Origin of the sequence: Pseudomonas sp. NPDC087336, assembly GCF_044744285.1 — a bacterium.
In the GTDB taxonomy this organism is placed as follows: domain Bacteria; phylum Pseudomonadota; class Gammaproteobacteria; order Pseudomonadales; family Pseudomonadaceae; genus Aquipseudomonas.
This window is the reverse complement of sequence record NZ_JBIUYA010000009.1, coordinates 130,558-145,149: the sequence shown is the minus strand read 5'-3', so window position 1 is coordinate 145,149 and position 14,592 is coordinate 130,558. Positions and strand designations below refer to the sequence as shown.

General features: G+C 61.2%; 10 protein-coding genes and 1 pseudogene. 7 read left to right on the top strand and 4 right to left on the bottom strand.

The window, feature by feature from the left end; all coding sequences use genetic code 11:
- The first annotated feature begins 20 nt into the window (after positions 1-20).
- Positions 21-1,829, top strand: coding sequence for a monovalent cation:proton antiporter-2 (CPA2) family protein (locus tag ACIO0C_RS11595; protein ID WP_401311769.1), 1,809 nt, complete (start codon positions 21-23; stop codon positions 1,827-1,829).
- Between the two features lie 58 nt (positions 1,830-1,887).
- Positions 1,888-2,979, top strand: a complete 1,092-nt coding sequence (locus ACIO0C_RS11590; RefSeq protein ID WP_401311766.1) for a DNA alkylation repair protein — start codon at positions 1,888-1,890, stop codon at positions 2,977-2,979.
- Between the two features lie 144 nt (positions 2,980-3,123).
- Here ACIO0C_RS11590 and ACIO0C_RS11585 read toward each other — a convergent pair whose 3' ends face one another.
- Positions 3,124-4,029, bottom strand: coding sequence for a LysR family transcriptional regulator (locus tag ACIO0C_RS11585; RefSeq protein WP_401311763.1), 906 nt, complete (start codon positions 4,027-4,029; stop codon positions 3,124-3,126).
- Between the two features lie 118 nt (positions 4,030-4,147).
- Between ACIO0C_RS11585 and ACIO0C_RS11580 the strand changes: the two genes are divergently transcribed.
- Together ACIO0C_RS11580 and ACIO0C_RS11575 are read left to right on the top strand one after the other, a co-directional pair.
- Positions 4,148-5,809, top strand: a complete 1,662-nt coding sequence (locus tag ACIO0C_RS11580) for a GMC family oxidoreductase (protein WP_401311760.1) — start codon at positions 4,148-4,150, stop codon at positions 5,807-5,809.
- Positions 5,810-5,926: 117 nt separating this feature from the next.
- Positions 5,927-7,549 (top strand): MFS transporter, encoded by a 1,623-nt coding sequence (locus tag ACIO0C_RS11575; RefSeq protein ID WP_401311758.1) that lies wholly within the window; start codon positions 5,927-5,929, stop codon positions 7,547-7,549.
- 88 nt (positions 7,550-7,637) lie between these two features.
- On the opposite strand, the gene ACIO0C_RS11570 is transcribed toward ACIO0C_RS11575, so the two are convergent.
- A complete protein-coding gene (locus tag ACIO0C_RS11570) occupies positions 7,638-8,006 on the bottom strand; it encodes a DUF427 domain-containing protein (RefSeq protein WP_401311755.1) in 369 nt (122 codons plus the stop codon).
- Positions 8,007-8,266: 260 nt separating this feature from the next.
- Between ACIO0C_RS11570 and ACIO0C_RS11565 the strand changes: the two genes are divergently transcribed.
- The 3 genes and pseudogenes from ACIO0C_RS11565 to ACIO0C_RS11555 all read left to right on the top strand — a co-directional run bounded on the left by ACIO0C_RS11565 (position 8,267) and on the right by ACIO0C_RS11555 (position 11,712).
- Positions 8,267-10,216: a DNA topoisomerase III gene (locus tag ACIO0C_RS11565; RefSeq protein WP_401311753.1), complete on the top strand. Its 1,950-nt coding sequence runs from the start codon at positions 8,267-8,269 to the stop codon at positions 10,214-10,216.
- Positions 10,217-10,363: 147 nt separating this feature from the next.
- Positions 10,364-10,871 (top strand): annotated as a pseudogene (locus ACIO0C_RS11560) (M20/M25/M40 family metallo-hydrolase); the annotation flags it as partial.
- 280 nt (positions 10,872-11,151) lie between these two features.
- Complete coding sequence (locus ACIO0C_RS11555) at positions 11,152-11,712, top strand: YSC84-related protein (protein ID WP_401311751.1); 561 nt, start codon at positions 11,152-11,154, stop codon at positions 11,710-11,712.
- Between the two features lie 103 nt (positions 11,713-11,815).
- Here ACIO0C_RS11555 and ACIO0C_RS11550 read toward each other — a convergent pair whose 3' ends face one another.
- Together ACIO0C_RS11550 and ACIO0C_RS11545 are read right to left on the bottom strand one after the other, a co-directional pair.
- Positions 11,816-13,069, bottom strand: a complete 1,254-nt coding sequence (locus tag ACIO0C_RS11550) for an OprD family porin (RefSeq protein ID WP_401311748.1) — start codon at positions 13,067-13,069, stop codon at positions 11,816-11,818.
- A 94-nt stretch (positions 13,070-13,163) separates the two neighbouring features.
- Positions 13,164-14,468, bottom strand: coding sequence for a CitMHS family transporter (locus tag ACIO0C_RS11545; RefSeq protein ID WP_272606179.1), 1,305 nt, complete (start codon positions 14,466-14,468; stop codon positions 13,164-13,166).
- Positions 14,469-14,592 lie beyond the last annotated feature (124 nt).

Sequence of the window (14,592 nt, the reverse complement as noted above, 5' to 3'; positions counted from 1 at the left end):
GAGTTGATGGAGTTTTTCTCATGCCCCATGAAGGCAGTCTGTTACAAGCCGCAGTCGTATTTCTGCTCGCGGCCGTGCTCACCGTTCCCCTGGCCAAGCGCCTGCAGTTGGGCGCGGTTTTGGGTTATCTGTTTGCCGGGGTAATCATCGGCCCCTCGGGCTTGGGCCTGATCGGCAATACGGAAAGAGTCGCGCACATCTCGGAACTCGGCGTGGTGTTGCTGCTGTTCATCATCGGCCTGGAGTTGTCGCCACGACGGTTGTGGGTGATGCGCAAGGCGGTGTTCGGCGTCGGCCTGGCGCAAGTACTGCTGACCGGCGCGCTGCTGGGCGTGTTGGCGCTGTATGTCTTCGGCCAACCCCTGAACACCTCGATCGTGCTGGGCCTGGGACTGGCCCTGTCGTCCACCGCGTTCGGCCTGCAAAGCCTTGCCGAACGCAAGGAGCTGACCAGCCCCCACGGGCGCCTGGCGTTCGCGATCCTGCTGTTCCAGGACATCGCCGCGATTCCGCTGATCGCCATGGTGCCGCTGCTGGCTGGCAGCAGTGAAAACCTCAGCGCGGCCGACGATGTCAACCAGGGGCTGCGCGTGCTGATCAGCATCGCCATTGTGGTGGTCGGCGGGCGCTACCTGCTGCGCCCGGTGTTCCGCGTGGTCGCCAAGACCGGCTTGCCGGAAGTGTCCACCGCCACCGCGTTGCTGGTGGTGATGGGCACCGCCTGGCTGATGGACCTGGCCGGTATTTCGATGGCCCTCGGTGCATTCCTTGCCGGCCTGCTGCTGGCGGACTCCGAATACCGGCACGAATTGGAAGCACAGATCGAACCTTTCAAGGGCCTGCTGCTGGGGCTGTTCTTCATGAGTGTCGGCATGGGCGCCAACCTGGGCCTACTGCTGCGCGAGCCCATCGTGGTGCTGGGGCTGACCGTGCTGCTGATCGCCGTCAAGCTGCCGTTGCTGTTTGTCGTGGGCCGACTGGCCGGCGGTTTGAACAAGATCAGCGCCATTCGCCTGGGCATCGTGCTGGCGGCCGGCGGTGAGTTCGCCTTCGTGGTGTTCAAGATCGGTCGTGATCATGGCCTGTTCGATCCGCGCCTGTACGACTTGCTGGTGCTGGCGATCACCCTGTCGATGGCGTTGACGCCGCTGTTGATGCTGTTGTGCGCGCGCCTGGTCAGCCCGAAAGTGCAACCGGTGGTGGTACCGGAGCACTTTCGCGCCATCGACGCCGATGAACCCCGCGTGGTGATCGCCGGCATGGGCCGCATGGGTCAGATCGTCGCGCGTATCCTGCGGGCACAGAACATCAAGTTCGTGGCCCTCGATACCTCGGTGGAAACCATCGAACTGTCGCGCAGCTTCGGCGGCGTACCTGTGTACTACGGCGACCCGATGCGTCCGGAAATCCTCAGCGCGGCCAAGGTCGCAGACGCGGAATTCTTCGTCATCGCCACCGACGACCCGGACACCAACATCAAGACCGCAGAACTGGTGCACAAGCTCTATCCGCACATCAAGATCATTGCCCGCGCACGCAACCGCCAGCACGTGCATCGCCTGGTGGACCTGGGTGCCCACGCGGTGCGTGAAACCTTTTATTCCAGCCTGGAAATGAGCCGGCAGACCTTGATCGGCCTGGGACTGACCCACGAGCAGGCCGATGCCAGGATCAAGCGTTTCAAGCATCATGACGAACAGGTGCTCGAAGCCCAGCACGCGATTTACGACGACGCGGTGAAGGTCAAGCAGACGGCGCAGGAAGCGCGGGCGGAACTGGCACGGTTGTTCGAGTCGGACCAGCTGGAAGAGCAAGCGAAGAACAGTTGAGATGAGTTTGCCGGCCATTTGGCCGGCAACCCGACCCCTATCACACACGGACTCCACCATGGCTGGCGAAACCGCTCTCAAGGAAATCTTCAACGCCGAGCGCTTGCGGCACATCGCCACCGAGATGACGGCGGTGTATCCCGGCTTCGATGCCAAGGATTTCCTGAAACTGGCCAATCATGGCCTGGCCGAATTGTCGGTGATGCAGCGCCTGGCCCGCGTCAGCGAATGCCTGCACGCGGTGCTGCCGCTAGGTTATGAAGCGTCGCTTGCGGTATTGCGCGCCCTCGCCCCTCGTCTCAACAGTGGCTTTGTCAGCATGTGCCTGCCGCACTACGTGGCGACCTATGGCGCGGACCGGTTCGAACTGTCGATGGAGGCGCTCAAATACTTCACCGCGTTCGGTTCCTCGGAATTCGCCATCCGCCATTTCCTGCGTGGCGATCTGCAACGCTCGCTGCAACTGATGCATGACTGGTCGCTGGACGCCAACGAGCATGTCCGACGCCTCGCCAGCGAAGGTTGCCGGCCGCGCTTGCCGTGGTCGTTTCGCCTGGAACAGGTGCAGGCCGACCCGCGACTGGCCGCCGGCATCCTCGACAACCTCAAGGCCGACACCAGCCTTTACGTGCGCAAGTCCGTGGCCAACCACCTCAACGACATCACCAAGGACCATCCCGAGTGGGTGCTGAACCTGATCGAGGGCTGGTCGCTGGACAACAAACACACCGCTTGGATCGCCAGGCATGCCCTGCGCAGCCTGATCAAACAGGGCAACCTGCGTGCCCTGGCGATCATTGGCGCGGGCGGCAAGCCTGAGGTGCAGATCATCGATGTACAGGTCAACCCGCCGGTGATCGAACTTGGCGAAAAAATCACCCTGTCCTTTGCGGTGAAATCCACGGTGCAGGACAGCCAGCGCCTGGTGATCGATTACGCCATCGACTACGTCAAGGCCAATGGCAGCACCTCGGCCAAGGTCTTCAAGCTCAAGGCCCTGACGCTGCCAGGCAACGCCACGCAGTCCATCGCCCGTGGCCAGCACATCAAGGAACTGACCACCCGCCGGCATTATGCGGGCAGGCATGCGGTGCATGTGCTGGTGAATGGGGAGCGGCTGGCCAGTACGGCGTTTGAAATCCTCGCCTGAAACACACCTGCGAAAACGTGGGCGACCTATACCTTGTAGGAGCCAGGCTGCCGGCGAAGAACGATAACGCGGTGTTACAGATACACCGCGGTGTCCGGTTCGCCGGCAAGTCGGATCGCCGCACCGCTGGCTCCTACAGGGTTTTCACCCGTCGTGAGGGGGGTTGGGCCCCAGCAGCAGGTCCTGCTCACGCTCGCACAAGTCCACCACGTAATCCCACATCACCCGCAGCCGCACCGATTTATGCAGCTCGCGGCGGGTGCTGATCCAATAGCTGCGCTGGATGCTCTCCTGGGGGAACAGCGGCACCAGCGCAGGATCGGCGCTGGCCATGTAACACGGCAGCACGGCAATACCCAGGCCCGCGCGCGCAGCCTGTTGCTGGGCGATAACGCTGGTGCTGTGGAACACCACCTGCGGGTTGCGGCAGAAGCTGTTGAGGAACATCAGCTCCTGGCTGAACAGCAAGTCGTCGACGTAGCCGATCCAGGCATGCCGCCCCAGATCTTCACGATTGCGCAGCTCTGGCGCACGGTCGAGGTAGTCCTGGCTGGCATAGAGCGCCAGGCGATAGTCCGTCAGTTTGCGCGTGACCAGCATGTCGGCGGCCGGGCGTTCCAGGTGAATGCTGATTTCCGCCTCGCGGTTGAGAATGCTGACGAAGCGCGGCACCGCCACCAGCTCCACTTCCAGCCCCGGGTAACGCTCGAACAGGCCGTTCATGCGGCTGGCGAGGAACATGATCCCCAGCCCTTCGGTCACCCCCACCCGGATCTTGCCCAGCGGCGCCGTGGATTGGGTGATTTCCTCTTGCGCCAGCAGCGCGACGTTCTCCATCGCCTCGGCGTGCTTGAGCAAGGCTTCACCGGCCGGGGTCAGCTCGTACCCCTGGGCATGCTGCACGAACAGTGCGGTGCCCAGGCTCTTTTCAATGGCCTCGATGTGCCGTGCCACGGTGGCATGAGTGGTGTTCAAACGGCGCGCGGCGGTGAGCAAACGCCCGCTACGCTGTAGCTCGAGAAAGAACCGCAGGTCATTCCAGTCGAACATCGTCCATCCTTAGTTGAGCGTTGTTTAAAAACGAACAGCAGCTGGGTAAAAACTAACATTCTTTTAACGAAAGCTAACAACTAGGATGAACCCACAAGAACAACAAGCGAGGTCAGGGATGCACGCTTCCCTTGATGAATACGACTACATCGTGGTCGGCGCCGGTCCGGCCGGTTGTTTGCTGGCCAATCGCCTGTCGGCCAACCCACAGCACCGCGTGCTGCTGCTCGAAGCCGGCGGTCGCGACAACTATGCGTGGATTCACATCCCCGTCGGTTACCTGTTCTGCATCGGCAACCCTCGCACCGACTGGTGCTTCAAGACCGAAGCGCAAGCCGGCCTGCAGGGGCGCACCCTGAGTTACCCGCGCGGCAAGGTACTGGGCGGCTGCTCCTCGATCAACGGCATGATCTACATGCGCGGCCAGGCTGGCGACTACGATGGCTGGGCGGCCGACGGCAACCCCGGCTGGCGCTGGCAAGACGTGCTGCCGCTGTTCAAGAAAAGCGAAAACCACTTTGCCGGTGACTCCGAGTTTCATGGTGCCACCGGCCAATGGCGAGTCGAACGCCAGCGCCTGTCGTGGCCGATTCTCGATGCTTTTCGCAGCGCTGCCGAGCAAAGCGGCATCGCCAGCATCGATGACTTCAACCAGGGTGATAACGAGGGGTGTGGCTACTTCCAGGTCAACCAGAAGGCCGGTATCCGCTGGAATGCGGCCAAGGCGTTTCTCAAGCCAGTACGCAATCGCCACAATCTAACGGTCCTGACCGGCGTCGAGGTCGACCGCGTGCTGCTGGAAAACGCCCGGGCCTCGGCGGTCAGCGCCCGTTGGCAGGGTCAGGCCAAAACCTTCAGGGCGCGCAAGGAAATCATCCTGTGCGCCGGCTCCGTTGGCTCACCGAGCATTCTGCAGCGTTCGGGTATCGGCCCTCGCCCTCTGCTCAAGCGCCTGGGCATCGGCGTTGTCCATGAACTGGCCGGCGTCGGCGGCAACTTGCAGGACCACCTGCAGTTGCGCCTGATCTACAAACTGGAGAATGCCCGCACGCTCAATCAGATCGCCGGCAGCCTGTGGGGCAAGATGGGCATGGGCCTGCGTTACCTGTATGACCGCAGTGGTCCGTTGTCGATGGCGCCGAGTCAGCTCGGGGCCTTTGCGCGTTCAGGGCCAGAGCAAACCTCGGCCAACCTTGAGTACCACGTCCAGCCGCTGTCGCTGGAGCGCTTTGGTGAGCCGTTGCATGCCTTCCCGGCGTTCACCGCATCAGTTTGCGATCTGCGTCCGCAAAGCCGGGGCAAGGTGGAGATCCGCTCGGCCGATCCACAGCAAGCGCCACTGATCCAGCCCAATTACCTGAGCCACGCGGAAGATCTGCGGGTGGCCGCCGATGCCATTCGCCTGACCCGGCGCATCGTGGCCGCGCCGGCCCTGAAGGCGTTCAAACCGGTCGAGTACCTGCCCGGCGACAGCCTGCAAAGCGAAGAACAACTGCATGAAGCCGCCGCGCGGATCGGCACTACCATCTTTCATCCCGTCGGCACTTGCCGCATGGGCCACGACGTGGACGCGGTGGTCGATGCCGAACTGCGCGTGCATGGCATCCCCGGCCTGCGCATTGCCGACGCCTCGATCATGCCGCGCATCACCTCGGGCAACACCTGTTCGCCTACGCTGATGATCGCGGAGAAAGCCGCACAACTGATCCTTGCCACAACCGCAGACACGGCCCTTGTGGGAACGAGCCTGCTCGCGAAAGCGCAGGTTCTTCAACATTGAGGGTGACTGACCCACCGTATTCGCGAGCAGGCTCGCTCCCACCAGGAATTTTCATCTGATTCACGGACACGCGACACCAGTGGAACAACAAAAACAATCACTGTGAGGGATACCGAAATGTCAGAACACGTTCAGCCCCTGGAAGCCGTGCGCAGCGCGGGCACCAGCGAGCAAACCCAGAAAGTCATCTTCGCCTCGTCGCTCGGGACGGTCTTCGAGTGGTATGACTTTTTCCTCTACGGCGCCCTTGCGGCGGTCATCAGCAAGCAGTTCTTCGCCGGGGTCAATGACACCACGGCGTTCATCTTCGCCTTGATGGCATTCGCCGCCGGCTTCATTGTCAGGCCGTTCGGCGCCCTGGTGTTCGGCCGGTTGGGGGACATGATCGGGCGCAAATACACCTTCCTCGCCACCATCGTGCTCATGGGCCTGGCCACCTTCTGCGTCGGCTTGCTGCCCAATTACGCGAGCATCGGCATCGCCGCGCCGATCATCCTCGTGGTGCTGCGCATGCTCCAGGGCCTGGCACTGGGTGGGGAATACGGTGGCGCCGCGACCTACGTCGCAGAACACGCGCCAATGGGCAAACGCGGTTTCCACACCAGCTGGATTCAATCAACCGCTACCCTCGGCCTGCTGCTGTCGCTGCTGGTGGTACTTGGCTGCCGGTACTTCACGGGCGATCAGTTCGAAGTCTGGGGCTGGCGCATTCCGTTCCTGTTTTCGATCATTCTGCTGGGCATCTCGACCTGGATTCGCCTGAGCCTGCACGAGTCGCCTGCGTTCGTGAAGATGAAAGAGGAAGGTAAACTCTGCAAGTCGCCGATCCGCGATTCCTTCGGCAAGTGGGAAAACCTCAAGGTGGTGCTGATCGCCCTGTTCAGCATCAACGCCGGGCAAGCGGTGACCTTCTACGCTGCGCAGTTCTATGTGCTGTTCTTCCTCACCCAGTTCCTGAAAATGGACCCCGCAGTGGCTAACGGCTTGCTGATCGTCAGTGTGACCATCGGTGCCCCCTTCTTCATTTTCTTCGGCTGGCTGTCGGACAAGGTCGGGCGCAAACCCGTGCTGATGCTTGGCCTGCTGCTCGCCACTGTGTTGTACTTCCCGATCTTCAAGACCCTGGCCCACTACGCCAACCCGGCCATCGACCTGGCCAGCCGCCAGGCGCCGATTACCGTGCTCGCGGACCCGGCCACCTGCACCTTCCAGTTCGACCCGGTGGGCAAGGCGAAATTTGACAGCCCGTGCGACAAGGTCAAGACCTTCCTGGTCAAGCAGGGCCTGCCGTACCAGAGCGCAGCGGCCCCGGCCGGCAGCGCCGTGCAGGTCAGCGTCGGCGACGTGAAGATCGATGGTTTCGACGAAGCGGCCCTGCGTGGCGCAGTGACCCTGGCGGGTTACCCGCAACAGGCCGACATGCAGCAGATCAACAAGCCAATGATCGTAGCCCTGATCGTCGCGCTGATCATCATCTCCGCCATGTGCTACGGCCCGCTGGCGGCGCTGATGGTCGAACTGTTCCCGACCCGCATCCGCTACACCTCGATGTCCCTGCCCTACCACATCGGCAATGGCTGGTTCGGTGGGTTCCTGCCGACCGTGTCGTTTGCTCTGGTGGTGTACACCGGCGACATCTTCTACGGGCTGTGGTACCCGGTGCTGATCACCGGGGTGAGCCTGGTGGTAGGGATGCTGTGTTTGCGTGAGACGCGTAACGTGGATCTGAACAAGAACTGATTGAAAATCAAAAGATCGCAGCCTTCGGCAGCTCCCTGGAATGCGTTCCCCTGCGAGCTGGCGCAGGCGGCGATCTTTTGATGGCGACTCACTCCTCGAGCTCGACGACCTCGAACTTCACCTGATCCGGATAGAACGCCATGTATCGGCGAATCTGTTCGACAGAGACTTTTGGGGTCTCGTAACTCCACACCGCATTAGCCCCTTCATGTCCCGGCACCTGCAAACTGAAATAGCTGGCATCGCCCTTGTATGGGCAATAGCTGGTGTGGTCGGTACGGGCGTAATATTTCTCGTCGATGTCTTCTCGCGGCACGTAGTACACCGGTGGGTAATTGGCCTCCAATAGCACTAGCGCACGTGAAGACGCTGCCACCTGAAATCCGTGAAACTTCACCAACAGGCAGCCGGGCTGTTCGGCGATGGTGATGACAGGGCTGGGTCCGGAGCTTTTCATGGAATGGGCACCTCATGACGGTAATGGACCTGTAACAGCTGGGCTTGCCGGCAAGGGGCTACACGACGCCCCGGAAAATCTCGGTTTATCAGGTATAACCCAAGTTGCAGAGCTACGGCGGCTTCGCAGCCGAACGGGTTCACCGCGTTGCGCAAACACGCGCAACGCTTTTGCTGTACATCCATACAGATAAAGATTGCTCTCGCGCCCCACTCACGCCATCCTGTGCATCTTGCGCACATTGATCGACGATGGTGGTTATGCGGCTGTACCTCTGTGAAAAACCTTCCCAGGCCAAAGACATTGCGGCCGTGCTCGGCGCGCGGCGGCGCGGTGACGGCTGCTGGCTGGGAACGGACGTCACGGTGACCTGGTGCATCGGCCACCTGCTGGAAACCGCGCCCCCGGATGCCTATGACGCGCGCTACAAGCGCTGGGTACTGGCAGACCTGCCGATCATTCCCGATAAATGGAAAATGACCGTCAAGCCGCGCACGGCCAGCCAGTACAAGGTGGTCAAGCGCCTGCTCGGCGAAGCGCGCGACCTGGTCATTGCCACGGACGCCGACCGCGAGGGCGAAATGATCGCCAGGGAACTGGTGGAACATTGCCGCTATCGCGGTCCGATCCAGCGACTGTGGCTGTCGGCGCTGGACGATGCCTCGATCCGCAAGGCCCTCGCCGCGCTCAGGCCCGGCGCGCAGACCTTCAGCCTCTATCACTCGGCCCTGGGACGCTCCCGTGCCGACTGGCTGATCGGCATGAACATGAGCCGGCTGTTCACCTTGCTCGGACGCCAATCCGGTTATCAGGGCGTCCTGCCGGTCGGCCGGGTGCAGACGCCGACGTTGCGCCTGGTGGTGGATCGCGACCGTAGCATCGCCGCCTTCGTGCCCGTGCCCTACTGGGCTGTGGAGGTGCAACTACTGCATAACGGCACCACCTTCACGGCACAATGGCGGGCGGCCTCCGAAGTGTGCGACGACCAGGATCGCTGCCTGAACCAGGCGCTGGCCCAACAAGCGGCAGCCGCCATGCTCGCCGCCGCAAGCGCCAGGGTCGTCAAGCTGCGCACCGAACGGATGCGCGAAGTGGCGCCGCTGCCGTTCGACCTCGGCACCTTGCAGGAAGTCTGCTCGAAAAAGCTCGGGCTCGGTGCCCAGGAAACCCTCGACATCGCCCAGGCGCTCTACGAAACCCACAAGGTCATCACCTACCCGCGCAGCGACTGTGGTTACTTGCCGCTCAGCCAACACAGCGAAGCACCGGGCATTCTCGCGGCGCTACACCAGGCCGACCCGGCACTGAACGCGTTGCACGACTACCTGGAGCCCCAGCGTCGCTCACGGGCCTGGAACGATGCCAAGGTCAGCGCGCACCACGGCATCATTCCCACCGCCGCGGCGAAAAACCTCGATCGCCTGGTGGGCAAGCAGCGCGCGGTCTACACCTTGATCCGCGCCCGTTACCTGGCGCAGTTCCTGCCCAATCACGAATTCGACCGCACCCAGGCCGACTTCGATTGCGCCGGCGAGGCGTTGCGTGCCGTCGGCAAGCAAATCGTCGAACCCGGCTGGAAACGCGCCCTGCCCGAAGCCCTTGCACCCGCCAAGGGCCGCGAAGCACCCGCCCCGCAAACCCTGCCCAACCTCAGGGAAGGCATTGATTGCGCAATGGCCGACGTACAACTCAAGGACCTCTGGACGCAACCGCCCAAACCCTTCACCGAGGGCGACCTGATCAAGGCCATGAAGAACGTCGCCAAACTGGTGGAAGATCCATTGCTCAAGCAAAAGCTCAAGGACACCACCGGCATCGGCACCGAAGCGACCCGCGCCTCGATCATCCAGGGGCTGCTCGACCGTGGCTACCTGGTCAAGAACGGCAAGGCGCTGGCCGCGACCCCGGCCGCTTTCAGCCTGATCGATGCCGTCCCGCGCGCCATTGCCGACCCGGGCACTACCGCCATCTGGGAGCAGGCCCTGGACATGGTACAAAGCGGAGAAATGAGCCTTGATGAGTTCGTCACCAAGCAGGCTGCCTGGATGAGCAAGCAAGTCAGCCGTTGCGCCGGCCTGAGCCTGACCATCAGCGGTCCGGCCAGCCCTGCCGGGCGAGGCGCAACGCCGTGGAAAAACAAACGCAAGCCGGCCAAGCGCAAGCCTGCGAGCGCCAGCAAACGTGGAACAAAAGCAGCGAAGTCAACGTGATAAGCCGCACGCCTACACGTTGTTGAGTCCGGTTAAACATCGATAGCTCGCGAAACATCACCGCGCAACAGAGTGCGATCATCCTCAAGACGTTCAGTGATGCCTCGGTCACGGATTTCAGGCAGTTTCTGAAAAATCTGGCCAAGAGTACCGGTGACGCCAGAGAACTGGGTGTTGCAGGATGGCACCCGGCTCGACCCGTTCAAGGTCACCCTGGTGGGCGATCGCATGTATGGCCGGGGCACCGAGGATGACAAGAACGGCATCGTGGTCGCGCTCTACGCCATGAAGGTGATCAAGGAAGAGAAACTGCCGATGGCCAGGAATTTCAATCTGCTGGTAGACACCACCGAGGAAACCACGGGCGACGCCATCCCCTATTACTTCGAACGCAACCCGACGCCCAACTACAACCTGGCGCTGGATGGCGGCTACCCGGTGGTGATCGCCGAGAAAGGCTACGGCACCGTCATGGCGCAAGGACGTCAAACTGACCGTCACCGGTGTGTCCGCCCACTCCTGCGAACCCGAGTCCGGCGTCAATCCGGTGGCCAGGATGCTGGACTTCATCAACAGCCTCGACGGCCAGGTCGCGCTCAAGCACAACCACATCACCGACGCCGCCCGCTATGCCGCCGACAACTGGGGCCTGGATGCACCGCGTCATCGTTCTTCGCGGGCAAGTCGGATCTGCGCCCGCTCGCTCCTACAGGTGTACCAGCGAACAATAACGCTGAACGCCACCATCCCTCAGTGGTCACAACCAGTGATGGCATCGCAACTGATCACTGGCCAGAGGCCTGCTTCCTTCAGCAGCGACGCTTGCTATTCACACATTCCAGGGTGCGCCGGATAACCTTCAGTAAGCTCGGGTCCTGCCTGACACAGGCGCCGACTGCTGCTGCCATCCAATGCTCCCTTATCGGAGTACGCAAATGACTCAATCAATACGGTTCTTCCTGACAGTCTTGCTCGCTATTGCAGCATTGGCATCGGCCAGTTTCCTGAACACGGCAGGCGCCGCCACCGCCGAGGATCTCAATACCGACTCCCGACAAGCGTTGCAGACGCTCTACAAAACCAATCCCTTCTCCGAAACCATCTCGCAAAAAGCCAAGGCCGTGCTGGTCTTCCCGAAAATCATCAAGGCCGGCCTGGTATTCGGCGGCGCCTACGGCGAAGGCGTTTTGATGAAGGGCACGAAAGTTCAGGACTATTACAACTCCGTCAGCGGTTCCTGGGGATTGCAGGCTGGCGCGCAGTCATATGGCTATGTGGTTTTCCTGATGACCGACAAAGCGGTGCAATACATCACTGAAACCAAAGGCTGGGAAATCGGTGTAGGACCCACCGTGGTTGTGGTGGACGAAGGAGTTGCCAAGAACCTGTCCAGCTCGACGCTCAAAGACGACGCGTACGCGTTCATCTTCGACCAGCAAGGATTGATGGCCGGGATCAGCATCGAAGGCACGAAGATCTCCCTGATCAAACGCTAAAACCGGCAGTTCAGTTGAGCGTCGGTCGAGCGATGGCAGCCTTTGGCAACGTGGGTTGATCTCCCAGCAGGCAAGGCTGCCACTCGATAACATCAAGGCCTGCTTACCAGAGCGCCATATCGTAGGTGAAATAAATGCGATTGCTGTCGCGCCCACGTGCGAAGTCAGCACGGTAGACATAGTTACGCAGCTTTACACCCACGCCTTTGAACGCACCGCTCTGGACCACGTAAGCCAGTTCGGTATCGCGCTCGGACTCTTTGATGTGGGTATCGGACTTGCCATCGTTGCCCTTCAGGTAACGGGTCATGAACGTCAGGCCTGGCACGCCTGACGGTGCAAAGTCATAACCGTAGCTGAGCATCCAGGTTTTCTCGTCCTCCTCGATGAACTTGCCGATACCGGCGTTGCTGAACGAGTAAACCGTGGAACCGCTGATGTAGGGCAGCCCGGCATCGCCGCTGAGGGTTTGATAACCACCGCCCACTGTGTGCCCCGCCACCGTGTAGGACACCAGGGCACTGAGCATGTCGTTATCAATCTTCGAGGCATAGGCGCGGCCCGCGTCATGACTGTTGAAATAGCGCAGGTCGCCCGTCAGGATCCCACGGCCTAACGCAATATCGTGCTGGATGCCGGCGAAGTCCTGGCGATAGAAATTTTCCAGCTCGCCGTGGAAGTAGCTCAGGCGCGTGTTCTTGCCAAGTTTGTAGTCGCCGCCGGCATAGGTGAAATCCCCGCCCTTGTCGCCCGAATAGCCATCAGGAACGATCGGGACGCTATCGGTGGAATCACGCAGTTTGAACCGATCCAGACGGCCGCCGGTCAGGGTCAGTTTGTCGATACCCAGGCTGGTGACCTGGCCACCCTCATAGGTCTGCGGTAACAAGCGTGCATCGTTGTAGATCAGTACTGGCGTCCTGGGTAGCAGTGTTCCGTACCTGAGGGTGGTCTTGGCCAGCTTGATCTTCGCCGTGGCTGCGGCACTGGAGAACTCATCGGCGGCGCGTCCATCGTCGTGCACCGGTAGCAGCCCGGTACCGCTGCGGCCACGCCCCGAGTCCAGCCTTACTCCCAGCAAGCCCAATGCATCAAAACCCACGCCCAATGTCCCCGGGGTAAACCCCGACTGATAGTCCAGCAGGAAGCCCTGAGCCCACTCGGTACGCTCACTTTTAGCAGTGCTCGCCGCACGGGCACTCAATCCATGTTCATCACGAAAGTTTTCATTGAAGTAAACATTGCGCAGCTGCAACTTCAGTTTGCTGTCGGCGATGAAATCGCTCGCATCAACAGCGGCAATCGGTAATACCCCCAGGAGAGGTAAAAGTGCCCTGCCAATCAGAGAATGGGGCATGTCGAACTACTCTTGTTGTTGTTTTTCAGAATGCAGGTATCCGCGTGCCGGCAGTCGGCGCGTGAAATGCGTCTAGAGGTGAGTCAGGGGAGAATCAGGCGAACAGCGTCAAGGCACCGGTCAGCAGGGCCAGGGCGGTGATCACCAGAGAGGTGAGCACTGCCCATTTCACGGTGGCGCGCTGGAAGTCGCCAATGTCGCGATCGACCATTCCGACCAGCAACAGGGTCGAAGCCACCAGCGGGCTCATCAAGTGCACCGGCTGACCCAGTACCGATGCCCTGGCAATTTCCACCGGGTCAATACCGTAGGCTGCGGCCGCGTTTGCGAGGATCGGCACGACGCCGAAGTAATAGGCATCATTGGACAGCACGAACGTCAGCGGCATGCTGGTAATCGCCACCACCAGCGGAAACAGGTGCCCCCAGGACGGTGGAATCCACTCCACCAATGTCTGTGCCAGTGCATCGACCATTTTCGTGCCGGAGAAAATCCCGGCGAAGACACCCGCTGCGAACACCAGCAGCACCACGGTCATGGCGTTGCCGGAATGGGCGAGGATGCGTTCCTTTTGAATGTCCAGCTGCGGGTAGTTGATCATCAGCGCCAGGACGAAACCGATCAGGAACAAAATCGCCGAATGGGCCAGGCCCATCACCAGCGCAATCATCACACCTGTCACCAACAGCAGGTTCACATAGGCCAGCTTCGGGCGCTTGTACGGTGTGTCTTCAAGAATGGCCTTGATGTAGCAATCACCACCGCCGCTCTGCAGCTGCGTATTGCCGATTCGCTTGCGCTCGGCGCGCCCCAGCAAAAATGCCGTGAACACCACCCAGGCGGCACCGCCGATCATGGTCGGCAATAACGGGATGAAGTATTCCCCGGCATCCACCCCCAGCGCGGCAATCGCCCGGGTGGCCGGACCGCCCCAAGGGCTCAAACCGCTCATGATGCTTAGCGACAGCATGGAAATCGTTGCCAGGATCATCGGATTCATGCCGATGCGCTTGTACAACGGCAGCATCGCCGCACAGGTGATCATGTAGGTGGTCGTGCCATCGCCATCCAGCGCGACAGTCAACGACAGCAGTGCGGTGCCGATGGCGATTTTCATCGGATCGCCATTCACCCGCTTGAGGATCTTGCGGATCAGCGGATCGAACAGACCCGAGTCGATCATCAACCCGAAAAACAGGATCGCGAACAGCAGCAGCGCGGCCGACGGCGCGACCATTTTCAGGCCGTCGAGCATCATTTTCCCGGTGGTCCCGCCAAAACCGCCGATCAGGGCAAAGACGATCGGCACAACGGTCAACGCGACGATTGGCGACAAACGCTTGGACATGATCAGGTAGGTGAACACTACCACCATGGCCAGGCCGAGTAAGGCGAGCATAGGGCATCTCTCTTGTTGTTATTGATGGCGAGGCCGACGCGCAGGCGAAAGACCCCGAGACTACCAGACGTTGCTGTCCGCTATGTCCGGTGGTGGGTAATGACGAGCGGGTTTCATGGCATCA